General features: G+C 61.3%; 23 protein-coding genes. 13 read left to right on the forward strand and 10 right to left on the reverse strand.

The features are described 5' to 3' along the window. Positions 1 to 174: 174 nt before the first annotated feature. Genes AB8A50_RS07350 through AB8A50_RS07360 form a run of 3 tightly spaced genes read left to right on the forward strand, consistent with a single transcriptional unit; the run spans position 175 to position 2449 of the window. Entirely contained in the window at positions 175 to 954 is a 780-nt protein-coding gene (locus AB8A50_RS07350; RefSeq protein ID WP_093759076.1) for an SDR family NAD(P)-dependent oxidoreductase, read from the forward strand. 27 nt (positions 955 to 981) lie between these two features. Beyond that, positions 982 to 1929 (forward strand): alpha/beta hydrolase, encoded by a 948-nt coding sequence (locus AB8A50_RS07355; protein ID WP_439077265.1) that lies wholly within the window; start codon positions 982 to 984, stop codon positions 1927 to 1929. A gap of 28 nt (positions 1930 to 1957) precedes the next feature. Then, on the forward strand, positions 1958 to 2449 hold the full coding sequence (locus AB8A50_RS07360; RefSeq protein ID WP_439077266.1) for a GFA family protein: 492 nt from the start codon (positions 1958 to 1960) through the stop codon (positions 2447 to 2449). On the opposite strand, the gene AB8A50_RS07365 is transcribed toward AB8A50_RS07360, so the two are convergent. Further along, a complete protein-coding gene (locus tag AB8A50_RS07365) occupies positions 2446 to 3186 on the reverse strand; it encodes a GntR family transcriptional regulator (RefSeq protein ID WP_439077267.1) in 741 nt (246 codons plus the stop codon). The two genes, AB8A50_RS07360 and AB8A50_RS07365, sit on opposite strands and share 4 nt — an antisense overlap. A 163-nt stretch (positions 3187 to 3349) precedes the next feature. Here AB8A50_RS07365 and AB8A50_RS07370 point away from each other — a divergent pair, with 163 nt between their 5' ends. The 4 genes from AB8A50_RS07370 to aroQ are packed head-to-tail and all read left to right on the forward strand — an operon-like array spanning position 3350 to position 6731. After that, positions 3350 to 4369, forward strand: coding sequence for a TRAP transporter substrate-binding protein (locus AB8A50_RS07370; RefSeq protein WP_120289336.1), 1020 nt, complete (start codon positions 3350 to 3352; stop codon positions 4367 to 4369). Between the two features lie 57 nt (positions 4370 to 4426). Beyond that, positions 4427 to 5002, forward strand: a complete 576-nt coding sequence (locus tag AB8A50_RS07375) for a TRAP transporter small permease (RefSeq protein ID WP_439077268.1) — start codon at positions 4427 to 4429, stop codon at positions 5000 to 5002. After that, entirely contained in the window at positions 4999 to 6279 is a 1281-nt protein-coding gene (locus AB8A50_RS07380; RefSeq protein WP_068736733.1) for a TRAP transporter large permease subunit, read from the forward strand. Before AB8A50_RS07375 ends, AB8A50_RS07380 begins: the two co-directional genes overlap by 4 nt. A 14-nt stretch (positions 6280 to 6293) precedes the next feature. Beyond that, positions 6294 to 6731 (forward strand): type II 3-dehydroquinate dehydratase, encoded by a 438-nt coding sequence (gene aroQ / locus AB8A50_RS07385; RefSeq protein WP_439077269.1) that lies wholly within the window; start codon positions 6294 to 6296, stop codon positions 6729 to 6731. 22 nt (positions 6732 to 6753) lie between these two features. Here the strand turns inward: aroQ and aspA are convergent, their stop codons facing one another. Continuing rightward, complete coding sequence (aspA, locus tag AB8A50_RS07390; protein ID WP_439077270.1) at positions 6754 to 8169, reverse strand: aspartate ammonia-lyase; 1416 nt, start codon at positions 8167 to 8169, stop codon at positions 6754 to 6756. 306 nt (positions 8170 to 8475) lie between these two features. Continuing rightward, positions 8476 to 8886, reverse strand: a complete 411-nt coding sequence (locus tag AB8A50_RS07395) for an NADH:ubiquinone oxidoreductase subunit NDUFA12 (protein WP_089264087.1) — start codon at positions 8884 to 8886, stop codon at positions 8476 to 8478. A gap of 287 nt (positions 8887 to 9173) precedes the next feature. Here AB8A50_RS07395 and AB8A50_RS07400 point away from each other — a divergent pair, with 287 nt between their 5' ends. After that, positions 9174 to 9689 carry a BA14K family protein gene (locus AB8A50_RS07400; RefSeq protein ID WP_093758378.1) on the forward strand — a complete coding sequence of 172 codons (516 nt, stop codon included), beginning with the start codon at positions 9174 to 9176 and terminating at the stop codon, positions 9687 to 9689. A gap of 200 nt (positions 9690 to 9889) precedes the next feature. After that, positions 9890 to 11086, forward strand: a complete 1197-nt coding sequence (locus tag AB8A50_RS07405; RefSeq protein ID WP_439077271.1) for a GAF domain-containing sensor histidine kinase — start codon at positions 9890 to 9892, stop codon at positions 11084 to 11086. Between the two features lie 3 nt (positions 11087 to 11089). Here the strand turns inward: AB8A50_RS07405 and AB8A50_RS07410 are convergent, their stop codons facing one another. Then, positions 11090 to 12550 (reverse strand): glycosyltransferase family 2 protein, encoded by a 1461-nt coding sequence (locus AB8A50_RS07410; RefSeq protein ID WP_439077272.1) that lies wholly within the window; start codon positions 12548 to 12550, stop codon positions 11090 to 11092. 177 nt (positions 12551 to 12727) lie between these two features. Between AB8A50_RS07410 and AB8A50_RS07415 the strand changes: the two genes are divergently transcribed. Continuing rightward, the gene (locus tag AB8A50_RS07415; protein ID WP_439077273.1) at positions 12728 to 13339 is read left to right on the forward strand and encodes a cytochrome b; all 612 of its coding nucleotides are present in this window, start codon (positions 12728 to 12730) and stop codon (positions 13337 to 13339) included. Here the strand turns inward: AB8A50_RS07415 and AB8A50_RS07420 are convergent. Then, on the reverse strand, positions 13302 to 14201 hold the full coding sequence (locus tag AB8A50_RS07420; RefSeq protein ID WP_231080543.1) for a DMT family transporter: 900 nt from the start codon (positions 14199 to 14201) through the stop codon (positions 13302 to 13304). The two genes, AB8A50_RS07415 and AB8A50_RS07420, sit on opposite strands and share 38 nt — an antisense overlap. Positions 14202 to 14954: 753 nt before the next feature. Between AB8A50_RS07420 and AB8A50_RS07425 the strand changes: the two genes are divergently transcribed. Together AB8A50_RS07425 and AB8A50_RS07430 are read left to right on the forward strand one after the other, a co-directional pair. Then, a complete protein-coding gene (locus tag AB8A50_RS07425) occupies positions 14955 to 18698 on the forward strand; it encodes a vitamin B12-dependent ribonucleotide reductase (protein WP_439077274.1) in 3744 nt (1247 codons plus the stop codon). 197 nt (positions 18699 to 18895) lie between these two features. Further along, a complete protein-coding gene (locus tag AB8A50_RS07430) occupies positions 18896 to 19465 on the forward strand; it encodes a Crp/Fnr family transcriptional regulator (RefSeq protein ID WP_439079930.1) in 570 nt (189 codons plus the stop codon). Positions 19466 to 19808: 343 nt separating this feature from the next. On the opposite strand, the gene AB8A50_RS07435 is transcribed toward AB8A50_RS07430, so the two are convergent. The 3 genes from AB8A50_RS07435 to AB8A50_RS07445 all read right to left on the reverse strand — a co-directional run bounded on the left by AB8A50_RS07435 (position 19809) and on the right by AB8A50_RS07445 (position 22115). Next, a complete protein-coding gene (locus tag AB8A50_RS07435; RefSeq protein ID WP_093758371.1) occupies positions 19809 to 20639 on the reverse strand; it encodes an alpha/beta fold hydrolase in 831 nt (276 codons plus the stop codon). Between the two features lie 255 nt (positions 20640 to 20894). Then, positions 20895 to 21035: a helix-turn-helix domain-containing protein gene (locus AB8A50_RS07440; RefSeq protein ID WP_439079931.1), complete on the reverse strand. Its 141-nt coding sequence runs from the start codon at positions 21033 to 21035 to the stop codon at positions 20895 to 20897. A gap of 114 nt (positions 21036 to 21149) precedes the next feature. Continuing rightward, on the reverse strand, positions 21150 to 22115 hold the full coding sequence (locus AB8A50_RS07445; protein WP_439077275.1) for a formylglycine-generating enzyme family protein: 966 nt from the start codon (positions 22113 to 22115) through the stop codon (positions 21150 to 21152). Between the two features lie 331 nt (positions 22116 to 22446). On the opposite strand from AB8A50_RS07445, the gene AB8A50_RS07450 reads away from it, so the two are divergent. Further along, the gene (locus tag AB8A50_RS07450; protein ID WP_439077276.1) at positions 22447 to 22725 is read left to right on the forward strand and encodes a hypothetical protein; all 279 of its coding nucleotides are present in this window, start codon (positions 22447 to 22449) and stop codon (positions 22723 to 22725) included. Between the two features lie 316 nt (positions 22726 to 23041). Here AB8A50_RS07450 and AB8A50_RS07455 read toward each other — a convergent pair whose 3' ends face one another. Both AB8A50_RS07455 and AB8A50_RS07460 read right to left on the reverse strand, forming a co-directional pair. After that, positions 23042 to 23692, reverse strand: coding sequence for a response regulator (locus AB8A50_RS07455; protein ID WP_439077277.1), 651 nt, complete (start codon positions 23690 to 23692; stop codon positions 23042 to 23044). A 54-nt stretch (positions 23693 to 23746) separates the two neighbouring features. Continuing rightward, complete coding sequence (locus AB8A50_RS07460) at positions 23747 to 25324, reverse strand: ATP-binding protein (RefSeq protein ID WP_439077278.1); 1578 nt, start codon at positions 25322 to 25324, stop codon at positions 23747 to 23749. Positions 25325 to 25369: the final 45 nt, after the last annotated feature.

Genomic DNA, 25369 nt, shown 5'->3' on the forward strand with positions numbered 1-25369 from the left:
GCGTAATCGCCTCCGGTTAACACGCCGAATGCGGCGGCGAAAGGGCACCCTGCTCCCCATACCGCCCGGCTGGTCAGGTCATTCTCCCCGTGAAATAGTCCACATCAGGCAGGCGCGCGATGCGCGACCGGCCATCAATCCGGAACAAACCGGAGCATGGGGAGAACGCTGAAGATGACTGACGGAATCCGTCTGGACGGCAGAATCGCGGTCGTTACCGGCGCGGCCGGGGTGATCGGCACCGAGACCATCAAGCTGCTGGCGGCGCGCGGCGCCAAAATCGTCGCGGTGGATCGCGATGCCGGCGCATTGCAGCGCGCGGTCGAACAACTCCCCGCTTCCGCCGAAGCATTGGCGCTCACCGCCGACGTCACCAGCGAGGACGACGTCATCGGCTATGTCGCCGCCACGGTGAAGCGCTTCGGCACCATCGACATTTTCTACAACAATGCCGGGATCGAAGGCACGATCACGCCCATCGTGAAGATGTCGCTCACCGACTTCCGGCGGGTGCTCGACGTCAATGTAGTCGGCGTCTTTCTCGGCATGAAGCACGTGCTGCCAGTGATGCTGAAGGCCAACAAGGGCTCGATCATCAACACCGCGTCCATCGCCGGCGTGATCGGCTCGGCCGAAGTCGCCGTCTACAGCGCCAGCAAACACGCAGTGATCGGCCTCACCAAGAGCGCGGCGCAGGAATGCACCGGCACCAATGTACGCGTGAACTGCGTCTGTCCCGGCCTGATCGACAGCCGCATGCTGTCAGCCATCGTGGACGCACGCGTCGGCCGCGGCGCGCCCGCCCCTGTGGACAAGGTCGTCGATCGCGTGCCGCAACGCCGGCTCGGTCTTGCCCGGGAAGTCGCCCCGATCGTCGCCTTCCTCGCCTCCGATGATGCGAGCTACGTCACCGGCTCCGCTTACACGGTCGATGGCGGCCGGACCTCCGCTTAAACATCAAGAAAACCAAGAGCAGATCACATGCCTGTTGTTCTCGATCCCGATGCCGCTGCCGTTCTCAACGTCTTTCGCGATGCCGGCCGTCCGCCCTATGAGACGATCTCGCCCCAGGAAGCGCGCGAGTGGTATTTGAAAGCGCGCCCGGTCGCCAATCCCGAACCACCCGAATTGGCGTCGGTGACATCCATGATGGTGCCCGGCCCGACCGGTGCCATTCCAGTGCGCCTCTACACACCGAAGACCCTGCGCAAAAAGGACGGCATGTCGCCCTGCCTGGTGTTCTTCCATGGCGGCGGCTGGGTGATCGGAGATCTCGACTCCCACGACGTGGTCTGCCGCATCCTCGCCCATGAAGGCGAGATGATCGTCATCTCGGTCGACTATCGCCTCGCGCCGGAGAACAAGTTTCCGGCAGCCATCGACGACGCCATCGCCGCGACGCGCTGGATTTCCGACAATGCCGTGCAACTCAATGTGGATGCGAAGCAGATCAGCGTCGGCGGCGACAGCGCTGGCGGCAATCTCGCGGCCATCGTGGCCATCGATGCGCGGGACAATGGTGGGCCAAAGCTCGCCGGCCAGTTGCTGATCTATCCCGCCACCGACTTCCGCATGAGCCATCCCTCTCACAGCGAACCGGAGACGAGTTGCCTGCTGACCCACAACGTCATCCGCTGGTTCGCCGATCACTATCTCACCAGCAAGGCCGACGTGGACAACTGGCGGGCGTCACCTGCCCGCGTGGAGAACCTGAAGGACCTCCCGCCGGCCTATGTGCTGACCGCCGGCGCCGATCCGCTGCGTGACGAAGGCGACGAATATGCCAGACGCCTGTCCGACGCCGGCGTCGCCGTGGAATACAAGACCTATCCCGGCCAGTTTCACGGCTTCATCACCATGGGCAAGATCCTGCCCAAGGCGAATACGGCGCTGCATGAGATGGGCGAATGGTTGAAAGGGTTGGACTAGCGCTCGCGGCGCCCGAGGAGCAATCGCGATGAAGAAACCGGAGAAGATCGCACCCGGCGGTCCGGTCAGGGGCCGTTGCCTGTGCGGCACGGTTCAGTTCGAAATCGATTTTCCGGCGCGCTGGGCCTGGCACGATCATTCGCGCGCAACGCGACGCGCCCATGGCGCGGCCTACGCGACCTATGTCGGAAGCTGGCGCAAACGTTTTCATATCACGAAGGGAGCGACCGGGATTACGCGCTTCGAAGACACTGCATCAGGCAGCGCGCGAAGCTTCTGCACACAATGCGGCACGCCACTATTTTACGAGCGCGCCCGCTCGCCGCATATGGTCAACATTTCCCGCGCATTGTTCGAAAGCCGCACCGGCCGGCGGCCGCTTTATCATATCGGCATCGAGGAGTTGCAGGAGTGGACCTACACCGGCGAGCCGCTGGTTCCGCTCAAGGGCTTTCCGGGCGTCGTCTGGGAGCGTCCGGGAAGAAAGAAGAAACCGACTCCAAACGACGAACCGTTCTAGGTTTTCAGTTTCCTGCGCTGCTGGACGGCTTGCTGCCGCGACGGAGCATGAGCCGGTCTCAACCAGTCCGAATTGCCGAGCGCATGCTTCACGCAGTCATGGATGTGGGTGTGCAGCAGTTTTCGCGCCTTCGCGGAATCCCGTGCCAACGCGGCGTTCATCAGCTCGCGATGCTCGACCGCGGCCACCTCGCCGCGAAACACCACTGCCAGCATCTGGTAGCGCAGATACTTGTCGTAGGCCGCGGACAACGCATCGAGCAGTACCTGCGAGCCGCAGGCCGCGATCAGCGCGCGGTGAAATTGCCAGTCGCACTGCTTCCAGGCCTCGGTCTTCGACTTGTCGCCGGCCAGCATGGCCTTTTCCATGGCGGACAGCTTGTGATGAGCCGAGACCACCAGCGCTTCCCAATCGAGATCGCCTGATTTGAAAGACTGCTCGATGGCATGGCCCTCGAGCAGTTCGCGCAATTCGGCGATCTGCTGGAATTCGGTGGCCGAGATCGACGTAACCTCGAAGCCGCGCTGGCCTTCGGCGACGACGAAGCCTTCCGAGCACAATCGGTTCAGTGTCTCGCGCAGCGTCGAGACGCTGGTGCCATAGGCGACGCTCATCTTCTCCAGCTTCAGCTTCTGGCCGGGCTCAAGCGTGCCGAAAATCACGTCGTTGCGGATACGCCGATAGGCGCTGTCGCCGACGGTCTCTCCGGCGCGGTCCGCAATGGGGGTATCCAGCATGAAAGGTCCTGGTGACGAGGAATGGTCGCGCTGCGCCACCATACATCACCCCGCGCCTCATACACAAATCATCATAGATAATGTAAAATATCGGTTGATTTTTGTTTTATCGTAGATGACGGTGGCGCCAAGAAGTAAAAATACCATCCAAGGGAGCTTCCACATGTCCGTACACCCGAAGTCCGCCGTCTGGCTTGCCGCCATCGCCGCCACCCTCGCCATCGCCGGTGGCCCGGCCTCGGCCCAGGTGCAGGAGCGCACCATCCGCTGGGGTCACCTCAACAACACCGATCATCCCGTCAGCAAGGGCGTGCAGAAGTTCACCGAACTCGTCGCGGCCAAGAGCGGTGGCAAGATGAAGGTGCGCGAATATCCCGCCAACCAGCTTGGCTCGGAGATGCAGCAGCAATCCGCACTGCGCGCCGGCACGCAGGAGATGCAGTCGCCCGCCACGACGTCGCTGGTCGGCATCGTCAAGGATTACGGGCTGATCGATTTCCCGTTCATCGTCTCGACGCCGAAGCAGGCCGACGCGCTGCTGGACGGCCCGCTCGGCTCGGCCCTGCTCGCCAAGCTGCCGGAGAAGGGTCTGATCGGTCTGGGCTATTGGGATCTCGGCTTCCGGAACGTCACCAACAGCCGCCGCCCGATCACCAAGGGCGAAGACCTCGACGGCATCAAGATCCGCGTGATCCCGAACCCGGTCTATCTTGAGACCTTCAAGGCGTTCAACGCCAATCCGGTGCCGATGAGCTTCTCCGAGCTCTACACCGCGCTGGAAACACGCACGGTGGACGGCCAGGAAAATCCGTTCTCGGTGATCCTGTCGAACAAGTTCTATGAGGTGCAGAAATATCTCAGCGTCACCAACCACACCTACTCCACCAACATCATCCTGGTCAGCAAGGTGTTCTGGGACAAGCTCTCCAAGGACGAGCAGAAGATCCTGCAGGATGCCGCCAACGAGGCGCGCGACTATCAGCGCAAGGTCAGCCGCGATGCCGCAGCGGCTTCCATCGGCGAGCTGAAGGCCAAGGGCATGGAGGTCAACGAGATCGCTCCGGCCGAGCTTGCGAAGATGCGCGACAAGACCAAGCCGATCGCGGCAAAATTCTCCGCCGACTACGATCAGGAGATCGTCAAGCTGTTCAACAGCGAACTTGAGCGCGTTCACAAGGACTGAGCCGCGCATCACCCACCGTCACTACGCGACGATCCCACGCTCACTGCGAAAGCATCCATGCCCGCTTCATCAACTACTGCGACAAGCAGGATCGTCGAAGCCTATTACCGGTCGATCAAGATCGTCATGGCGGTGTTGCTCGCCGCCATGGTCGTCCTGGTATTCGGCAATGTGGTTCTACGTTACGTCTTCAACTCGGGCATCGCCATTTCCGAGGAGCTCTCGCGCTGGCTGTTCGTCTGGATGGTGTTTCTCGGCGCCATCGTCGGCCTCCGCGAACATGCCCATCTCGGCGTCGACAGTTTCGTGAAGCTGCTGTCGCCGATGGGCCGCAAGATCTGCTACGCGCTCAGTCACGTGCTGATGCTCTACGCCTCTGTATTGCTCACCGAAGGCTCGTGGAAACAGACGGTGCTGAACTGGGACACGACGGCGCCCGCCTCCGGTCTCTCCGTCGGCCTGTTCTACGCCGCAGGTCTCGTCTTCGGCGTCGCCTCGATCCCGATCCTGCTGCATGACCTCTATCGCCTGCTCACCGGCCAACTCGCCACGTCGGAGCTGATCGCCATCAGTGAATCCGAGGAGCATGTCCCTGCGGCGCCCGCCCCCGCCAACGGGAACGAACGCCGATGACCATCAGCATCTTCACCTTCTCGCTGCTCGGCGCGATGGCCATCGGCATGCCGATCGCATTCGCCCTGATCATCTGCGGCGTCGCGCTGATGACCTATCTGGATATCTTCGACTCCCAGATCATCGCGCAGAACGTCATCAATGGCGTCGATTCCTTCCCGCTGATGGCGGTGCCGTTTTTCATCCTGGCAGGCGAGATCATGAACACCGGTGGCCTCGCCCGCCGCATCCTGAACTTCGCCATCGCCCTTGTCGGCCATCTGCGCGGCGGGCTCGGCTATGTCGCGATCCTGACCTCCTGCATCCTGGCATCGCTGTCCGGGTCTGCCGTTGCCGACGCCGCCGCACTCGGCGCATTGCTGGTCCCGATGATGGTTGCGGCCGGGCATAACCGCGCCTCCGCGGCCGGCCTCGTTGCCGCCGGCGGAATCATCGCGCCGGTGATCCCGCCTTCGATCGGATTCGTGATCTTCGGCGTTGCCGCCGGCGTTTCCATCTCAAAACTGTTTCTCGCCGGCGTGGTGCCGGGCCTGATGCTCGGCGGCAGCCTGTGCTTTGCCTGGTGGTGGGTTGCACGCAACGAGAACTCGGTGAGTCCGCCGCGCCAGAGCCTGGCGCAGATCTTTCGCGCGCTGATCGACGGCTTCTGGGCCTTGATGCTGCCGATGATCATCATCGTCGGCCTCCGCTTCGGCATCTTCACACCCACCGAAGCTGCCGTCGTTGTTGCGGTCTACTCCTTCATCGTGGCAACGTTCGTCTATCGCGAGCTGACGCTGGCGCAGCTGATGAACATCCTGATCAGTTCAGCCCAGATCACCGCCGTGGTGATGTTCCTAGTTGCGGCAGCGCTCGTGTCATCGTGGCTGATCACGGTGGCCGAAATTTCCGGCCAGATCGTCGAACTGGCCCGGCCCTTCATGGGCAACCAGACACTGCTCATGATTGTGTTGATGATCATCGTCGTCATCGTCGGTACCGCACTCGACATGACCCCGACCATCCTGATCCTGACGCCCGTATTGATGCCCATCGTCCGCGAGGCCGGCATCGACCCGGTCTATTTTGGCGTGCTGTTCATCATCAACAACGCGATCGGACTGATCACGCCACCCGTCGGCGTGGTGCTCAATGTGGTGTGCGGCGTGGCGAAGGTGAGCATGGACGAGATCATGCGCGGCGTCTGGCCGTTCATGATCGCACAATTGGTGGTGCTGGCGCTGCTGACGCTGTTTCCGTCGCTCGTGATGGTGCCGGCGAAGTGGCTCGGCGGCTAGAAGGAAATTCGATAATGAAACGCGTGATGATCCTCAACGGTCCCAACCTCAACCTGCTCGGCGTGCGGGAGCCGCATATCTACGGAACCACCACGCTCGACCAGATCAAGGCCAGCTGCGAGGAACAGGCGGTCAAACTCAAATTGACGCTGGCGTTCCACCAGTCGAACCACGAGGGCATTCTGGTCGACCTCATCCAGTCGGCCCGTCAGGATGCCGACGCCATCATCATCAATCCCGCGGGCTATTCGTTCACATCGATCGCCATGCTCGACGCCATGAAAGCGTTCGAGGGACCGATCGTGGAGCTGCACATTTCGAACATCCACGCGCGCGACAAGTATCATCGCCATTCGGTGCTCTCGCAGGCCGCCACCGCTGTGATCTGCGGTCTCGGACCGTACGGCTATGTCGCAGCGATGCTGGCGGTCGCGCAGATGCCGATGCGTTGATCGCGCCGGGCCGATGCGGCCTTCATTCGCGGATCAACATGCTCTGGGGCTTGGTGAGTACGTCGGGGTGGAGAATGGCGGCAAGGGTCGCTGCAGGTAGCAGACCTTTTTCCAGCACCAGATCGTAGACGCTGCGGCCGGTCGCATGGGCCTCGACCGCGACGGCGGTGGCATTGGCGTAGCCGATATAGGGATTGAGCGCAGTGACGAGGCCGATCGAATTCTCGACATAGGCACGGAGACGTTCGCGGTTCGCGGTGATACCCGCGACACAACGCTTCTCGAGCGTCAGGCAAGCCTCGCGCATATGGCTGACGCTCTTGAACAGGCTGTGCGCGATGATCGGCTCGAACGCGTTGAGCTGAAGCTGGCCAGCCTCGGCCGCGAAGGTCACCGTGAGATCGTTACCGATGACTTCAAAGGCGACCTGGTTCACGACCTCGGGAATAACGGGGTTCACCTTGCCCGGCATGATCGAGGAACCCGCCTGTACCGCCGGCAGATTGATCTCGTTGAAACCGGCGCGCGGGCCGCTCGACAGCAGCCGGAGGTCATTGCAGATCTTGGAAATCTTGACGGCCACACGCTTGAGCACGCCGGACAACTGCACGAACGCACCGCAATCCTGCGTGGCTTCGATCAGGTTTACAGCGGTGACCAGCGGCATGCCCGTGATGGCGACGAGATGATGGCAGACCAGACGCGCGTAGTCCGGATGGGACGTGATCCCGGTGCCGATGGCTGTCGCACCCATGTTGATCTCGCAAATCAGCAGTGCTGCCTCGCGCAACCGGTCCTCGTCTTCGCCGATCATGACGCCGTAAGTGCTGAACTCCTGACCGAGCGTCATGGGCACCGCATCCTGCAACTGGGTGCGGCCCATTTTCAGGACATCCTTGAACTCTTCGGCCTTGCGTTCGAAACCCTGGCGCAACACGGCCATCGCATCGATCAGGTGAAACACGCCGTGATAGGTCGCGATCTTCAACGCCGTGGGATACACGTCGTTGGTGCTCTGGCTCATATTGACCTGTTCGTTCGGGTGCAGGTACCCGTAGTCGCCCTTGCCGTGACCGAGAATTTCCAGCGCACGATTGGCGATCACCTCGTTCGCGTTCATGTTGGTGGAGGTCCCGGCGCCGCCCTGGATGACGTCCACCACGAACTGGTCATGCAGGCGACCGGCGCGAATGTCCTCGCAGGCAGCGATGATCGCATCGCCGCGTAACTTGTCGAGCAGCCCCAGCTCCATATTCGACAGTGCCGCCGCCTGCTTGATCGCGGCGAGCGCGCTGATGAGTTCGGGATAGATGGAAATCGGAATCCCGGTGATCGGAAAATTTTCAACGGCCCTCAGCGTATGAACGCCGTAATAGGCGTCGGCCGGAACATCGCGGTTGCCCAACAGGTCGTGCTCACTGCGCGTGTCGTTGGTCATGTCGGATCTTCCTGAGTTGTCGCTGTGAGCAGACGATTGATCTCGTCAGTTGTCCCCGTCCCCGATCATGCCCAGTGAGCTTTCGAAACCCAACATCTCGAACTCACATGTTACGGCTATATCGTATCCGCCCCAGCCCAGTCGATCGAGTACAATCCGGCGCCGCCCTACGAGGCGGGCTCATCCGGGGCGGCACGCCGGACGTGCTTGCCGGTCTCGCTGCAAGAGCTGGCGGCTGGAAACAATGCGAGGCCGCGCGCGCCGCAGAGCGGCCCGCGCAACCGGTCGTCCAGAACGGGTGAGTTGTTACGAGCCCGGCGTCCAGGCCTGGTAGTCGCCGGTCGCCTTGGGACGCCGGCCGCTGGCCAGAGTCGAACCAGACGGACGATAGGCTGCGGGCGTGCCGGTCAGGTTCGGCTGATGCGGCTTCTGCCATTCGCGCGGCGTATAATTCTCTTCGGTCGGCGGCACGTCCACCGTGTGGTGGATCCAGCCATGCCAGTCCGGCGGGATCTTGGTGGCTTCGGCATAGCCGTTATAAATCACCCAGCGGCGCTCGAAGCCCAGCGTCGGGTCGATCTTGCCGCCCTTGGTGCGGTAATATGTGTTGCCCTGCTCGTCGGTGCCGACCAGTTCGCCGAATCGCGACGTCCACAGGTTCGTCCCGAAGGTCGTCCCGCTCCACCACGTGAAGAATTTCAGCAGAAACTGTTTCATATTTTGAACCGTTCGAAGGTTTTCGTCCGGCTGTTGATGCCATCCGGGCCGCCAAATGTCCAGTTACCGCCGCGACCGATCGCCGCCTGCAACTGATTGTGACATGCCTCGTATCGGCCTCCCCCGAACCCTACCTCCAAAGTACCGACGGTCGCAGAAACGGCGCAATCCATTCATGCCGCATACAGTTCCGGACGATCATTCTGTCGTTGCGCAATAACCGCATGGCGGCAGGGAACGGCAGTCCCTTCAGGGGGTTGAAGATGCATCCCAGACAGGAGCAAACGATGACGAATTTGAAAATCTTGAGTGTCGCAGCAGCCGTCGCTGTGGCCATCCCCGCCTTCGCGGTGACCCCCAGCTACGCACAGAACACCAAGGTCGTGGGCGTCGGCCCCGGCGGTGCGCGCACGATCGGCACGTTCTCTGGCGGCGGTCAGCGCTTTGGTGGCGGAGGTGGCGGCTGGCATGGCGGCCAGCGCCCCGGCGGGGGTGGCTGGAATCACGGCGGCGGCTGGCGCGGTGGTGGCTGGCGTGGCGGCGGTTACGGCCCGGGCTTCGCAGCCGGCGCCATTATCGGCAGCGGACTGGCCGCCAGCAGCTATTACGGGAATTCCTACGGCTATTACGGCGGCAGCCCGTATTACGGCAGCAGCTATTATGACGACGCGCCGGATGTGGTCGAAGTCGCTCCTGACACCGGCGGCGGCGACGTTGACTACTGCATCCGCACCTACAAGTCGTACAATGTCCGCACGGGCACCTATCTCGGTTATGACGGCCTGCGCCACGCCTGCCCGTAACACGACGATCTAAGCGTTACGCAAAAGACGGTGCCTCGCGGCATCGTCTTTTGTCGTTTCTGGTTTGCGCCTGCTGTCTCAAGGTCTAAGAACGTGGGTGCAGCGTACGGGGGACATTCAGGGAACTCGCGCGTAGTGTTGGTAGACATGTGGACCTATCTACCGGTTCGATGGGTCGACGTCGGGTGTGAGCAGGTTCAGTGGACGCGTCAGACAAGCCGAAGATCGCCAGGCTCCATCCCAATGAAGCCGAACGCCTCAAGGCGCTGCGCTCCTACGGCATTCTCGACACCGCCATTGAGCCATCCTTCGACGACATCACCAAGATCGCCAGCTATGTCTGCCAGACGCCGATCTCGATCATTAGCCTCGTCGATGACGGCCGGCAGTGGTTCAAGTCGGAGATCGGTCTTGGCGTGCGGCAGACGCCGATGGATCAATCGATTTGCGCGCACGCGATCCTCGAACACAGTTTTCTCGAAGTCGAGGACGTCACCAAGGATCCAAGATTCGACTGCAATCCGCTGGTGACCGGCGAGCCCCATTTGCGCTTCTATGCCGGCGCACTGCTGCGCACACCGGACGGCCTGCCGCTCGGCACCGTCTGCGTGCTCGATGACAAGCCGCGCGTGCTGTCGGTCGAACAGCGCGAGGTGCTGGCCGCCCTCGCCCGCCAGGTCATGGCGCAGATGGAATTCCGCCGGGCGCTGCATCTGTCGGATCGGCTTCAGCGCAATATCAGTCGGCTAATGGCGGTGGCAGGCCACGACCTGAAGCAGCCATTGCAGGTCATGATCATGGCGATCGACCGCATCCGCAACAAGCTGACCGACGAGAAGGATCGTGAGCGGCTCGGCTATGCCATCGATGCCGGCATGCGGATGGCGGAAGAGCTCGACCGTCTCGCCGAGACATCTGTGCTGGATGCCGGCTTTGGGATTCCGAACCTGCGATCGTTCCCGATCTCTGACGTGTTCGAGTCGATCAGCGCCAACTGGCGCCTGCATGCCGAAGCCAAAGGCCTCGACCTCGTCATTGTGCCGAGCAAGGCGCAGGTTGTCAGCGATCCCGGCATGCTGCGCGCGATCCTTGGCAATCTCGTCGGCAATGCCATCAAATACACCGAACGCGGTCGCGTGCTGGTCGGCTGTCGCAAGCACGCCAACGCGGTGACCATCGAGGTGCTGGACTCCGGCACCGGCATTCCCGCCGAACAGCTCACCGCGATCTTCGATGCCTTCCACCAGATCAATCCGGCCAGCGAGGGCCTTGGCCTCGGCCTGTCGATCGTTCGGCGTACGGCCGAAGCGCTCGGCCATGTGATCGAGGTAAAGTCTGACCTCACCCACGGTTCGCATTTCACCGTGAAAGTGCCGTTGGCGGCGAACCCGGCCTAGCGACTACGCGCCCGCGTTGGGCGCCTGACGCGGCGGCAATGTAACGGGCGCAAAGCCCCATTCGTTATTTCCGCGCAGGAACGCGATCCAGCCCCAGGCCGCGCCGGCGTGACGCAGCAACTGAAAACTGAACGGTTCGAGGATCGCCGCGAACACCGCTGCGGCGAAACTCGTCCGCGTGCGGCCGCTTGTCAGGCGTTGATAAAGATGCACGGTCCAGAGATAGACCAGGAAATCCGCGACGATCTTCGCGGTGATCAGACCGAACACTGGCACGGCGATGGCGGTCTTGCCGGTGACGAGCAAAGCCAGCAGCAATGCGAAGGCCGTGAGGCCGTAGATCGGCTGCAGCGTGTCCAGCGCCTTGATCGGCAACATGCGCAGGCCGAGCCGGCCGTAACGCGCATTGCCGGTCATGTCGCGATTCCAGTACTGCGTCTGCAGGAAGCCCGCGAACCAGCGCCGGCGCTGCCGTAGGAACGTCATGACGTGAGACGGCGCTTCCGTGCGCGCCAGCGACGTGCCGATCATGCGAAGCTGCCAGTCGAGGCCGTGATCGACGGCATAGCGATGCATGCGGTGGGTCAGCTCATAGTCCTCGACAAGACACTCCGCATCGAAGCCACCGACGGCCACCAGCGCCTCCCTGCGGAAGCCAGCAAAGGCGCCGGAGATCAGCAGCAGGCTGTTGCCGCGCATCCAGGCGAAGCGCGAGATGATGTTGCGGATATATTCGTAGGTCTGGAACCACTGCATCACGCGGCCGCTGGCGCTGTCGTCGCAGACCGGCACGAGAATGCCGCCGGCCGCGACCAGCGCGGGATCTGCAGCAAAGGCCGCGCGCATTTCAGCGATGGCATCATCAGCCAGAAACGTATCGGCATCCAGCGTGATGACGATGTCGGTATCGGCCTTGAGGATCGCCGTGTTCAGCGCCCGCGCCTTGCCCTGATGCGGCAGGCGCAGCCATTGCAGTCTCGATCTGCCAAACTGGCCGATGCTGCTCTGGCCGACGGCCGGAATGGCGAGACCGTAGCGGTCACGGAGGAGCGTGTCGGTTGCATCGCGCGAGCCGTCATCCGCGATCAGGATCAGATCCGGCGCATCGGATTGCCGCGCGATGGCCGCCAGTGCCTCCGGCAGATTCAGCGCCTCGTTATGCGCGGCTATCAGGATCCCCACCGATGGACGCGATTGCCCGGCGACCGCCGCAGATGGACCGCGCGCGGACACTGCCAGCGGCAGCGTCTGCCACACCACATAAAGCATCAGCACCGTGTCATAGGCGATATAGACCATGCCCGCTGACCACGCCCAGATGCTGTTCAAAAAGAACGCGCGGCCGAACAGCAGCGCCCAGAGCGCTAGCACGGCGAGATAGATCATCAGGCTGATGAACGGCATCCGGCGCGGTGTAATACGCGGCGATGCGGCGGCGAAGGCCGCCTGAAGGGGTATTGTCATGCCGTCAATTCAATCGCGCGTTCGAGCAAACCGATCCTGCGAGAGCTACGCGTGAATCGTGATCGAGTTGCGGAGCCGCGATCAAATAGCGCGTGATTGCGGTCACGACGAACACACAAAGTCGTCATGCCTCAAAAGACAAATCCTGTTTAAACTTATTCCATGCACGCACAGAAAATGCCGATTCAACGTTACAGCCGCATCGCCATGATCCTGCATTGGCTGATTGCCGTTCTGATTGCACTCAATGTCGCGCTGATCTGGAGCGTGAACCTCATTCCCGAGGACAACATCCGCTTCGTCATCGATGCGCACAAGTCATTCGGCATCACCGTGCTCGGCCTCGTGCTGATGCGCCTGTTGTGGCGCGCGGCCAACAAGCCGCCTGATCTGCCCGAGACCTATCCGCCCGCCGAGAAGGCCGCCGCACATGGTGCGCATCTCGCGCTCTATGTGCTGATGATCGGATTGCCGCTGTCCGGCTGGATGCACGATTCCGCTTGGAAGGCGGCCAGCGAGATTCCAATGTACCTGTTCGGCCTGTTCCAGTGGCCACGCATTGGCTGGATCATGTCGATCGAGCCGGCCTTCAAGGAACGCCTGCACGACATCTTCGGCGGCATTCACGTGTGGCTGTCCTATGCGCTCTATGCGCTGGTCGGCCTGCACATCGCCGCCGCGCTGAAGCATCAGTTCTGGGACGGCCATCCCGAACTGCAGCGGATGTGGCCCGGCGGCGACGCGCCCGCGCCTAGCCCCTTGTCGCCAGCGCAACGCCCGCCAGCGTAAATACCAGGGCCGCGATCTGCATGGCGCCGAGCGGTTCCTGCAGGGCGATGGCCGAGCTGACCACGCCGATCACGGGCACCGCCATGGTCCCGATTGCGGCCACCGAGGCCGGCAACTGCTTGAGCGCCGCGAACCAGCAGACGTAAGCGATGCAGAACCCCACCAGCACGACATAGGCGAGTAGCCCCCAGCCCAGCGGCGTCAGTGCTGCAAAATGCGGGCTTTCGAAGATCAGACCCAGCAACAGCACCGGCACACAACCGATCCCGATCTGCCAGGCGGATGACGTCACCAGTGGCAGCGTGAGCCCGAACTTCTTGGCCAGCACCGTGCCGAGCGCAAAGCCGAACCCGCCCAGCAGCGCCAGGGCGATTCCCGGGAGCTTCTCCGCGCTCGCGGCCAGACCACCGCCCCCCATCAACGCGGCGATGCCGGCAAAGGCCATCAGCATGGCCACGATCCGCTGCATCGACAGGCGCTCGCCGAGGATCAGCCAGGCCAGTCCGGCAGCCCAGACCGGCATGGTGAACGCAATCACCGCGGCCTCGCCGGCCGGCAGCCACAGTAGCGACAAGCCGACGAAAGCCATCCAGCCGAACACGTTCAGGCCCGCTAGCACGACCAGATGCAACCATTGATGATGCGGTACGCGGAGACTCTCGCCGCGCCAGACGGCGATCCCGGCCAGCAGCAATGCCCCGACGATGCCGGTGCTGCCGCGCGCCGACAGCGGTGGCCATTCCGACAACAGCGCTTTCGACACCGGCCAGTTCAGACCCCAGGCGATCGACGCGATGGCGAGCAACACGAGACCGAAGGGAGCGATTCGCGCGCGCGAAACGGGGGGACTGGGCATTGTCATGGAGGGAACCGGCTGAGGAATCGGCGGGACCATGCGCGCAGTTGAAGGGTCTGACCACTGCCGGTGGAGGGAACCTGCCCGGCGATCATCTGCTCGGCCTGAGTCCACCAAACGCAATCCCTGGATGACAAAATAAAGTTGGGCTGTGAACAGTGGGCGCAGCTCGGATTCCGGACAGTTTTAGAAATATTTTTGACTTCCGAATCCATGAGGACTCACTGATACTTGACCTCAATCGAGGCGCGCTCTGCCCCCTTGGTTATCCACCCTTTCCACCATATTTAGTATTTGATTCAGGAACCCCGACTACTCCTTGACGGGTGAGATCGGTTTGGCCTAGTTTTCGAACTGTTCGGCGCGGGTCGTTTTTTGTCCCGTCGGACGCTCCCAAACGGGTTCCAGATTGACCGCTCCGTCCTCCAGTCGAGGCTACGGGATCGGGGATTTGCGTCCTGGAATCCGGGCCGGAAAGTCGGCGTTTGGAGCACTAAAAACGGGCCGGAAACCGGCTCAAACAGCGTGGTGAGGCGTTAGGATCAGGTCGACCCGCAACAGCGAGGAAGCCCGATCCAAGGAAGCATGACCCCGGCAGTCCCGGGTGGCCGAGATGACGGCCAGCACATGCTCCACAGAGAAAACAGGACCGGTTCACCCGGCCAAGCTGCGGCGAATTTGGGGCAACCCGGACGTCGCTAACAGAAATCGCCGATGCCGCCAGATGGGGTGTCGGGCTTAAGACGGGGCACGACCACGATGCAGATTCAACGCCGCTACACCACCGAAGGACAGTCGCCCTATGCCGGGATCGACTTCCGCCACACCACGTCCGAGATCCGCAATCCGGATGGCTCCGTGGTGTTCAAGCTTGAAGGCGTTGAAGTGCCCGACTCGTGGTCGCAGGTCGCCTCCGACGTGCTGGCCCAGAAGTATTTCCGTAAAGCGGGCGTCGCCGCGAAATTGAAGAAGGTCGAGGAAGAGACCGTGCCGTCGTGGCTGTGGCGCTCGGTGCCGGACACCGAGGCCCTCGCCGCGCTGCCCGAGAAAGAGCGCTTCGTCAGCGAACTCTCGTCCAAGCAGGTATTCGATCGCCTCGCCGGCTGCTGGACCTATTGGGGCTGGAAGGGCGGCTACTTCACCAGTGAAGCCGACGCCCACGCCTTCCATGACGAGCTGCGCTTCATGCTCGCCAAGCAGATGGTCGCGCCGAATTCGCCGCAGTGGTTCAACACCGGCCTGCACTGGGCCTACGGCGTCGACGGTCCCGGCCAGGGCCACTATTACGTCGACTGGAAGACCGGCAAGCTGACCAAGTCGAAGTCGGCTTACGAACATCCGCAGCCGCATGCCTGCTTCATCCAGGGCGTCGAGGACGATCTGGTCAATGAAGGCGGCATCATGGACCTGTGGGTGCGTGAAGCCCGTCTGTTCAAATACGGCTCGGGCACTGGCTCCAATTTCTCGAAGCTGCGCGGCGAAGGCGAGAAGCTGTCGGGCGGCGGTCGCTCGTCGGGCCTGATGTCGTTCCTGAAGATAGGCGATCGTGCAGCGGGCGCCATCAAGTCGGGCGGCACCACGCGCCGCGCGGCCAAGATGGTCGTGGTCGATGCCGACCATCCGGATATCGAGACCTATATCGACTGGAAGGTGAAGGAAGAGCAGAAAGTCGCGGCCCTCGTCACTGGGTCGAAGATGAACCAGAAGCACCTCAAGGCCATCCTGAAGGCCTGCGTGAATTGCGAAGGTTCGGGCGACGACTGCTTCGATCCCGAGAAGAACCCGGCGCTGCGCCGCGAGATCAAGCTCGCGCGCCGTTCGCTGGTCAATGACAACGTCATCAAGCGCGTCATCCAGTATGCCAAGCAGGGCTACAAGGACATCGACTTCCCGATCTACGACACCGACTGGGATAGCGAAGCCTACCTCACCGTTGCCGGCCAGAACTCCAACAACTCCGTCTCGCTGAAGGACGATTTCCTGCGCGCCGTCGAGACCGATGGCACCTGGGACCTGATCGCCCGCAAGGACGGCAAGGTCATGAAGACCATCAAGGCCCGCGATCTCTGGGAGAAAATTGGTTACGCCGCCTGGGCGTCGGCCGACCCCGGCCTGCACTTCAACACCACCATGAACGACTGGCACACCTGCAAGTCGTCGGGCGATATCCGCGCGTCCAATCCGTGCTCGGAATACATGTTCCTGGACGACACGGCGTGCAACCTCGCCTCCGCCAACCTGCTGACCTTCTACGACACCGCCTCGGCCACCTTCGACATCCACGCTTACGAGCATCTCTGCCATCTGTGGACCATGGTGCTCGAAATCTCTGTCATGATGGCGCAGTTCCCGTCGAAGCCGATCGCTGAACTCTCCTACGAGTTCCGCACCCTCGGCCTCGGCTATGCCAACATCGGCGGCCTGCTGATGACCATGGGTCTGTCCTATGACAGCAAGGAAGGCCGCGCGCTGTGCGGCGCCCTCACCGCTGTGATGACCGGCGTCAGCTACGCGACCTCGGCCGAGATGGCCAAGGAGCTCGGCCCGTTCCCCGGCTACAAGAAGAACGCAGCCCATATGCTGCGTGTCATCCGCAACCATCGCCGTGCAGCCCATGGCGAAACCCGCGGCTATGAAGGCCTCGCCGTCGCCCCCGTGGCGCTGGACCATGCCTCCTGCCCGCAGGCCGACATCGTCACCCGCGCCAAGATCGCCTGGGATCTCGCCCTCGAACTCGGCGAACTCCATGGCTATCGCAACGCCCAGACCACCGTCGTGGCGCCGACCGGCACCATCGGCCTGGTCATGGATTGCGACACCACCGGCATCGAGCCTGACTTCGCGCTGGTGAAATTCAAGAAGCTCGCCGGTGGCGGCTACTGGAAGATCATCAACCGCGCCGTCCCCGCAGCGCTCCGCGTGCTCGGCTATCGCGAAAGCGAGATCGCCGAGATCGAGGCCTATGCCGTCGGTCACGGCTCGCTGTCCAACGCGCCGGGCATCAATGCCTCGACCCTGAAGGCCAAGGGCTTCACCGATGAAGCGCTGAAGAAGGTCGAGGCTGCCCTGCCGACCGCCTTCGACATCAAGTTCGCCTTCAACAAGTGGACTTTTGGCGAGGACTTCCTGCGCGACACCCTGAAGATCGAAGCCGAGGCCATTGCGGCCCCCGGTTTTGACCTGCTCGCCGCGCTCGGCTTCACCAAGCGCGAGATCGAAGCCGCCAACGTGCACATCTGCGGCGCGATGACGGTGGAAGGTGCTCCGCATCTGAAGGCCGAGCACTACAGCGTGTTCGATTGCGCCAATCCCTGCGGCAAGATCGGCAAGCGTTATCTCTCGGTGGAAAGCCACATCCGCATGATGGCCGCGTCGCAGCCCTTCATCTCGGGTGCGATCTCCAAGACCATCAACATGCCGAACGACGCCACGGTGGAGGACTGCAAGTCCGCTTACCTCTTGTCGTGGAAGCTCGCGCTGAAGGCCAACGCGCTGTATCGCGACGGCTCCAAGCTCTCGCAGCCGCTCAACTCGCAGCTCATCAGCGATGATGACGAGGACGAGGATGCGCTGGAGAACCTGATGGAGAAGCCGATGGCGGCCCGCACCGCCGCGATCTCCGAGAAGGTGGTCGAGCGTCTGGTCGAGCGCATCGTGGTGATGCGCGACCGCGAGAAGATGCCGGATCGCCGCAAGGGCTACACCCAGAAGGCCGTCGTCGGCGGTCACAAAGTGTACTTGCGCACCGGCGAATATGATGACGGCCGCCTCGGCGAGATCTTCATCGACATGCACAAGGAAGGCGCGGCGCTGCGCTCCTTCATCAACAACTTCGCCATCGCCGTCTCGCTGGGTCTCCAGTATGGCGTGCCGCTGGAAGAATATGTCGACGCCTTCACCTTCACCCGCTTCGAACCCGCGGGCCCGGTGCAGGGCAACGACAGCATCAAGTTCGCGACCTCGATCCTCGACTATGTGTTCCGCGAACTCGCGGTCTCCTACATGTCGCGCTTCGATCTCGGCCATGTCGACGTCTCCGAGTCGGGCTTCGATGCGCTCGGCAAGGGCGAGGATGAAGGCAAAGCGCCGGCCGACCAGAACAAGTATGTCTCCAAGGGCCTGACCCGCTCGCGCACCGACAACCTCGTCGTCATGCGCGCGCCGGCCCCGGCTGAGAACACCGACGCCCGCGCTTCGGGCAACGTCACCTCGCTGAACGCGTCGGGCGCGACCGCCCGTCACGGCAGCGGAGATGCCGCGGTGGCCCTCAAGACCGCCGAGCCGGAGCACGCGCTCTCGCCGACCGAAAAGCTCGAGGCGCAAGCCTGGAGCAAAGCCGGCACCGCGGCAGCCGCCGCGCCCAGCAAGGCCGAACGCCGCGCCGAAGCCAAAGCCAAGGGCTATGAGGGCGACATGTGCGGAGAGTGTTCGAACTTCACGCTGGTGCGGAATGGCACTTGTATGAAGTGCGATACGTGCGGCAGCACGACGGGGTGTTCGTGATACTCTAAGAGAGAACATTCAAAGGGCTGCTCTATTAGAGCGGCCCTTTTCTCTATTCGTACCGGTGGAACTGACGAACCAGCCCAACGCGAAATTCGGAAGCACCCCATGCCGGAACAAGAAACCGACCGCCTGTCCAACGACGACTGCTCCCATACGCATCCCATCCCTGCCGAAGAAGTCCAACGTTATCCGCCATCGTCGTCGAAGGAATGCTGGCTCGCTATCATCTCCTGCCGAATGGCGCGCGCCAGTATTTGTCCTTTCATCTCGCTGGCGACATGCCAGATTCACAGTGTCTTTTCATCGAGGCGATGGATCATGCCGTCTGCGCGATCGGCAAGGCCGTCGTCGCCTCGGTCCCGCATCGGGACTTGATGAAGTTATTCGATAGTAGACCAAAGGTTGGCGCTGCAATCTGGCGTGAAACCTTGATCGACGCCGCCATCTTCCGTGAGGCGATCACGAACAATAGCGCGCGATCCGCCCCTGCCCGCATGGCTCATCTCTTCTGCGAGCTTTTCTACCGATCGCGGGCTTCCGGCCTGGCTCGCGGGGATACCTGTGTTCTGCCGGTAGGTCTCAATCAACTTGGAGAGGCGCTTGGGCTATCACTAGCTACGGTGAACCGCGCATTGGCGAACCTTCGAGACAGCGGCCTTGCTGACTTCAAGAGCGGATCTCTCACAATCAAAAATTGGGCGAATCTGGCGGACTGCGGCGAGTTCAATCCTCGCTACTTGCATCTGCGACGCGAGCCGTTCTGAAGTTAGCATTGAGCCGTGGCCGCGCGATCCAGCAGCGGCGATGGAGCGTCTGATCTACATCCTCGATCAACGATCTGGTGACTGGGCAGGAGCGCCTCGCAGGCGGCTACGGGTTAGGGTGGCGAGACGCCCTCGTTTTCGAGAGCCGCCACCAGCAGATCGGAGCCTTTCATTTCCCGGTCCTCGTTGTTCATCGTCAAGCTCCTCCATTTGCCCAGTACCGTATCAGACAAACAGGCCCATTTAATGAAACGTTTGGTGGAACAGACGCGCGTCACCGTTGCCGCACTTTGAGAGCGACTGAGCTTGGCTTTCGGTGACGCGGTCGCGTGAAGCGAAAAATCTACGCCTTTATGAAGGACAAAATCTCGGCATTGATGATGTCGGCGTGGGTCGTGCACATGCCGTGAGGTAGCTTCTCGTAGATTTTGAGTGTGCTGTTTTTCAGAAGTTTCGCGGACAGAAGAGCGGAATCCGCGATAGGGACGATCTGATCATCGTCGCCGTGCAGGACGAGCGTTGGCACAGCGATGCTCTTCAGGTCCTCGCTGAAATCAGTCTCCGAGAAGGCCTTGATGCCGTCGTGGTGCGCTTTTGCGCTGCCCATCATGCCTTGGCGCCACCAGTTTTGAATGATCGCCTGCGACGGTTCTGCTCCAGGACGATTGTATCCGTAGAACGGACCGCCCGAGAAATCGAGGTAGAACTGCGACCTGTTGGCTGCAAGCTGGCTGCGCAGGTTATCGAACGCCTCGATGGGCAAACCTCCGGGATTGGCAGCGGTTTTCAGCATCAACGGCGGCACTGCGCCGATGATCACGAGCTTGGCTACGCGGCCCTTACCGTGACGAGCGACGTACCGTGTCGCTTCGCCGCCGCCGGTTGAATGTCCGATGTGAATCGCATTGCGCAGATCGAGATGTTCGACCAACGCAGCGACATCGGCCGCGTAGTGATCCATATCGTGGCCGTCGCTTACCTGGCTCGATCGACCGTGACCGCGTCGATCATGGGCGATGACGCGGAAGCCTTTGCCGACGAAGTGCAGCATCTGGTTATCCCAGTCATCTGAGCTCAACGGCCAACCATGATGGAAGACAATCGGTTGGGCCGATTTCGTGCCCCAGTCCTTGTAGAAAATCTGTACGCCGTCCTTGGTGGTGATGGAGGTCATGGGATCGTTCCTCTGCGTTGGATATATGGGGGGTATTGTTTGGATGCCGGCGGCCGACGTGAAGTTGACGACTAGCGAAATCGCATACGTAAGCGTGGTCGCAAGCACCCTCCGTCGGGAAGCATTCGCAAGCCCACTGACGACGCGTTTCGAGTTCATCGTTCGTCTCCTGTCGTTGACGTGGCACGATGATTTCTAGTGAAGCAGGCGTCCTTCTGCGCCAGAGCGATTGCTCGACCTGCAGAGCGATTGCCGTCAGACAACGCGTCGGCGCCAATCGGTCGGAGTTTCGCCCGTCAGCTTCCGGAACGCCGGGGCGAACGCGGTTTGGAACGAATAGCCCAGCGCTGCAGCGATGGCGCCCGGAGACCGCGAGGACGAAGTAATTGGTCGGATGGTGCCGGAGAGATCGAACTGCCGACCTCCGGTTCAGAAAGCCGCAATCCACCCCGTGGGCGACAGATGCGGACATCCAACGATCTACAGCTACAATGCCGTCTGGTGCTTCGCTCAAGACCTCGCGACGCACCGGAAGCCGACGTGGTTCGTGGACGTGTCGATCGGTTCTGCGTGGCGCGCCGCGGGACGGTACCGACGGCAGTAGTTCGGAGCGCAGAGATGCGATCCTCCCTTCAGCACTTTGCGAGGGATTCTTATCTGTGGATGGCGCGGGTCGAAGCTGTCCATCTGCTGCGCTCCGCGAGGGTTCTGAGGAATGCAGCAGGATTTCGTCGCGTCCGCGGGATGCCGCGGTGCGTACCAGTCGGACGTCCATTCCCAGACATTGCCGATCATGTCGTGCAGTCCGTATCCGTTCGGCGGAAATGCTGTCACCGGCGATGTCCTCTCATATCCGTCAGTCGCCAGATTTGTTTTCGGAAATTCGCCCTGCCAGGTATTCGCCATGTGGGCGCCCCCGGGAGTGAACTCGTCTCCCCAAGCGAACTCGGCTTCCGCAAGGCCGCCGCGTGCGGCGAATTCCCATTCGGCTTCAGTCGGTAGAGCCTTGCCGCTCCACTCAGCGTAAGCCTGAGCGTCCGCGAATGCGACGTGCACCACTGGATGATCGTCAAGTTCTTCTATGTCGGTCGAGGGCCCGTAGGGATGTTTCCAATCCGCTCCCTTGAGGAAGCTCCACCACGCGCTCCAATCCCGGATGTCGAACGTCGAAGGCGGTCGATGAAATACGAGCGAGCCTGCGTAAAGCATTTCCGGTAACGCTCCCGGATAGTCACGTGGCTCCGGTACGATTTCAGCAACGGTGACGTGCCCGGTAGCGTCGACGAAGCGGCGGAATTGCGCGTTGGTCACCGGCACACGGTCAATCCAGAAGTCATCCACGCTCACGCGATGAGACGGCGCTTCTTCCAGATAGTGACTGTCCGAGCCCATGCGATAGACGCCGCCCGCAATCCGGACCATGCCTTCTCGTTCGGAAGAATCCCGGAGGATGTCGCTCGTATCAGCCATCGTCATGTATAGCCACCCGATGCCGCTCGCTTCTCTGCGGTGTCCATTCACCAGATCTTCTGGATAGCGCCGAGCGGATGCCAGACACTGCATTGACGTTGAACTTCGGTCCATCAGGGGAAACCCCATTTGAGCGAGGTGGCCCCCCGACCTGAACACGATGGGCCTCTAGATCCCTCCCCTCCGACAAGTCGGAAGCGCTTGAATGCGGGACGGAGAACCGCGGTTTCAGTGGAGCGCGCGTTCGAATTTAGGGGTTTCCCTGATGGACTGATTTGGAGCGTTGCAGACACGATCCTAGGGTCCGGAACGGACAGCATTCAACAGGAGGACCATCATGCGAACCGCCACCCCACGGCAATCCTGCCACGCTCTTCGCGCAGCATGCACCTTCGCGCTTGCATTTGCGATCGCCGGGCTTTCGGTCGCTCCCAGCCACGCTCAGGCTAAAAAAACCAAAGCGGCCAGCGCCGACAGCACGTACAGCATCAGGGAGAAGTGCATCGCCAAGGCCCAAGCCGCCTATCCGGATAATGGTCTCGGGACTGCGACGGTTATGACCCAAAGAACGGGCATCTATGCCGATTGTGCCCGCAGCAACGGCATCCGGCCTTGAGGCTTCACTGTCTTCGTCGAGTTCTCGGCGGGGGTCGCTCTCTACAGAGCCGCCATTCCTCAAAGCGTCGGCTGCTACAATGCAGCCGACGCGGTCCGTCCGTCTATCGCGCCGTGAGCCGCCGGTATCAGGCCTACGATAGGCTCGTCAGCCATGGATGCTTCGCCATTGACGGTCCAGTTAAGACGCTGGCGATCTACACTGGACGCACCACGCCCTCGTTCGAAGGTTTTTGAAGCGGATGAAAAGCTGGATAAAATTTCTGATTATTCAGAACTAGCCGTTGCTCGCGTTCGCGGAGTTATTCGAAATCGCGTCAAGGTTCGATAAGCCTGTTACGAATCGCGTATCTCACCAGACCGGCCGTAGAAGTCACATCGACCTTCCTCATGGCCGCTGAGCGCTGCGACTCCACAGTTTTGACGCTGACATTGAGAACAGAACTGATGTCGCGGTTGCTGTTTCCCTCTGCGATCAACTGAACGACTATCCGCTCACGGGGCGTGAGCAGAGGGATGGCCTTGTCGCCTGCCTTGGAAAGGTAGGAATCCAACATTCTTTCGGAAAGTCGGCCGGTAAAGAAGGGCTTGTGGCTCGCAAGTGCCTCGATCGCGGAGATCAGAAATTGTTTCGCATCACTTTTCAGCAGGAACGCGCGCGCACCGGCCGCGAGCGCTTGAGCAATTATTTCGTCGGTATCGTGCATCGTAAACATCAGTACTTCAGTCCTCGGAAGCCTGGTACGCACCTGTCTGGTAACTTCGACTCCGTTCATTACCGGGAGCGAGTAATCGGTGATCAGTATGTCTGGCTTTGTCACCAAAGCCTTGGTGATCGCTATCTTGCCGTCCTCAGCTTCCCCGACGACTTCCCATCCAGCATGACTTTCTACAACCGCGCGCAATCCTGAACGAACTACGTCGTGATCGTCGGCAATCAAAATCCGGATCGCTGGCGTCCCGGTCATCAAATCAATCTCCCCGGCCGCGGCTGCAACATGGATGTTATCAGAGCTTTTGCGTCATGCTAAATTCGCAAAAACCCTGAGAATGATGGGAAACACCCCTAGATTTGCCAAGCCTGCTACACTAGGTCTCCGATGGCGCCTGACGTCGCGGCTTTGCTGCTTGTCGGAAATGACAGAGGGGCGGATCTGCACGGGAATGCGGAGCAAAATGATTGTGCCCCGTCCGATCGACGACCTTATTCTGAGGGATCCTCCGAAGTGATGAGCCCGAGCTTTCATTCCCGCGATACCGATCCCTGGGTGCAGCACGTTGCCTTCCGCATCCACCGACATGCCTTTCCCATTATCAGCGACACTTATCGAAAGCCTTCCTTCCCCGACGGCGACACGAATGCGCACCGCCATCGCGCCGGCATGTCGGTGGACGTTCGCCATCGCCTCCTGGACAATTCGCAGAGCCGCACGTTGCAGTGGGAGCGGCAAGCTGTCCAATGGGCCGAAAGTGCGAACGAATGAGGCGATTTTCGTTCTAGAGGCAAAGCCCGACGAGAAGCGTGAAAGCGTGGATGTCAAACCGTCTTCATCCAAAGCGCGTGGATATAGGAGGTAACTCACCGACCGGATCTCGCGCTGCGCCTCGGCTACCGAATTCTCGATCGTCCCCAAAAGGCCATCCTCGTCGCTTGAATCGGATCGGCCTCGCAAGACCATTAGATTGAGGCTTGCCGCCGTGAGATGTTGAACGGTCGAATCGTGGAGCTCGGCTGCATACCTCTGCCGCTCGCTTTCCTGCAGATTGACCATCCGGACGGCCATATTGTCGACGTCATGAAGGGCAGTCTCAAGCTCCGTCACGTCCTCTCGCGCAACCACAATTCTCTGCCAGCCATCGGACACCATGCGCGAGACCCTGAGGCGGTAATTTCGGTAATCCCTCCGGACTTTCGTCCGGAAGCTCATCTTGAATTCGCGGAGTTCACCCGTGAGGATCGCCTTGATGCCTGCGCGGTAGCCGAGCAATTGGGATTTTACGGGATGCAGCCACCTGAGTTCGAGGTATTCCTCCCCGATGCCATCATCAGGATAATAGCCGCCGACGTCGCACATGAACCGGCGCCAAGCCTCGTTCCCGACGAGGACGCGCCCCGCCTGGTCAAGAATCGCAATCTCGTTCGAAGTGGCGTCGAGTGCGGAAAGCATGAGGTTCTTTGCTTTCTCGCTGACTGCCGCGGCTGCCATGGCCGCCTTGCGATCGCTGATATCGCGAAACAGGATCATGGTTTTCGTAGAGGATGGATGGAAATCGGCCTCCACCCACCGCTCCGGATGAATGGTGCTGGCCATTTCTACCCTGTGCATCCGTTGGCTCGCGATGATCGCCAATATCACGGCGCGATCGTCCGCGTTTTTGTTGAAAACATCGAAGAAATGCTGCCCAAGCAGATCGCCTATTGATGACCCGATCCATCTTGCCGCTGTCGAGTTCGCATCGGAGATCCGGAAACTGTGATCAATCTCGAGGTAGCAATCCTCTACGGCGTCAAGGATCAATCGCAGTCTGGTTTCGGGCGGCGCATTTTCGGCGGGCGGCAGGCTGCTAGACAAAAACTGCTGCTGAATAGCCTCGCTCATCAAGCCCTCTTATCGGATTTTTCTTGTTCGTCAGGCCGTGATCAT

It is taken from the genome of Tardiphaga sp. 841_E9_N1_2 (assembly GCF_051811065.1).
In the GTDB taxonomy this organism is placed as follows: Bacteria; Pseudomonadota; Alphaproteobacteria; order Rhizobiales; family Xanthobacteraceae; genus Tardiphaga; species Tardiphaga robiniae.

Bases quoted from the DNA above. Each gene is read 5' to 3' on its own strand.
- AB8A50_RS07350 (WP_093759076.1), top strand. From the start codon at position 175: ATGACTGACGGAATCCGTCTGGACGGCAGAATCGCGGTCGTTACCGGC.
- AB8A50_RS07355 (WP_439077265.1), top strand. From the start codon at position 982: ATGCCTGTTGTTCTCGATCCCGATGCCGCTGCCGTTCTCAACGTCTTT.
- AB8A50_RS07360 (WP_439077266.1), top strand. From the start codon at position 1,958: ATGAAGAAACCGGAGAAGATCGCACCCGGCGGTCCGGTCAGGGGCCGT.
- AB8A50_RS07365 (WP_439077267.1), bottom strand. From the start codon at position 3,186: ATGCTGGATACCCCCATTGCGGACCGCGCCGGAGAGACCGTCGGCGAC.
- AB8A50_RS07370 (WP_120289336.1), top strand. From the start codon at position 3,350: ATGTCCGTACACCCGAAGTCCGCCGTCTGGCTTGCCGCCATCGCCGCC.
- AB8A50_RS07375 (WP_439077268.1), top strand. From the start codon at position 4,427: ATGCCCGCTTCATCAACTACTGCGACAAGCAGGATCGTCGAAGCCTAT.
- AB8A50_RS07380 (WP_068736733.1), top strand. From the start codon at position 4,999: ATGACCATCAGCATCTTCACCTTCTCGCTGCTCGGCGCGATGGCCATC.
- aroQ (WP_439077269.1), top strand. From the start codon at position 6,294: ATGAAACGCGTGATGATCCTCAACGGTCCCAACCTCAACCTGCTCGGC.
- aspA (WP_439077270.1), bottom strand. From the start codon at position 8,169: ATGACCAACGACACGCGCAGTGAGCACGACCTGTTGGGCAACCGCGAT.
- AB8A50_RS07395 (WP_089264087.1), bottom strand. From the start codon at position 8,886: ATGAAACAGTTTCTGCTGAAATTCTTCACGTGGTGGAGCGGGACGACC.
- AB8A50_RS07400 (WP_093758378.1), top strand. From the start codon at position 9,174: ATGACGAATTTGAAAATCTTGAGTGTCGCAGCAGCCGTCGCTGTGGCC.
- AB8A50_RS07410 (WP_439077272.1), bottom strand. From the start codon at position 12,550: ATGACAATACCCCTTCAGGCGGCCTTCGCCGCCGCATCGCCGCGTATT.
- AB8A50_RS07415 (WP_439077273.1), top strand. From the start codon at position 12,728: ATGCCGATTCAACGTTACAGCCGCATCGCCATGATCCTGCATTGGCTG.
- AB8A50_RS07420 (WP_231080543.1), bottom strand. From the start codon at position 14,201: ATGACAATGCCCAGTCCCCCCGTTTCGCGCGCGCGAATCGCTCCCTTC.
- AB8A50_RS07425 (WP_439077274.1), top strand. From the start codon at position 14,955: ATGCAGATTCAACGCCGCTACACCACCGAAGGACAGTCGCCCTATGCC.
- AB8A50_RS07435 (WP_093758371.1), bottom strand. From the start codon at position 20,639: ATGACCTCCATCACCACCAAGGACGGCGTACAGATTTTCTACAAGGAC.
- AB8A50_RS07445 (WP_439077275.1), bottom strand. From the start codon at position 22,115: ATGACGATGGCTGATACGAGCGACATCCTCCGGGATTCTTCCGAACGA.
- AB8A50_RS07450 (WP_439077276.1), top strand. From the start codon at position 22,447: ATGCGAACCGCCACCCCACGGCAATCCTGCCACGCTCTTCGCGCAGCA.
- AB8A50_RS07455 (WP_439077277.1), bottom strand. From the start codon at position 23,692: ATGACCGGGACGCCAGCGATCCGGATTTTGATTGCCGACGATCACGAC.
- AB8A50_RS07460 (WP_439077278.1), bottom strand. From the start codon at position 25,324: ATGAGCGAGGCTATTCAGCAGCAGTTTTTGTCTAGCAGCCTGCCGCCC.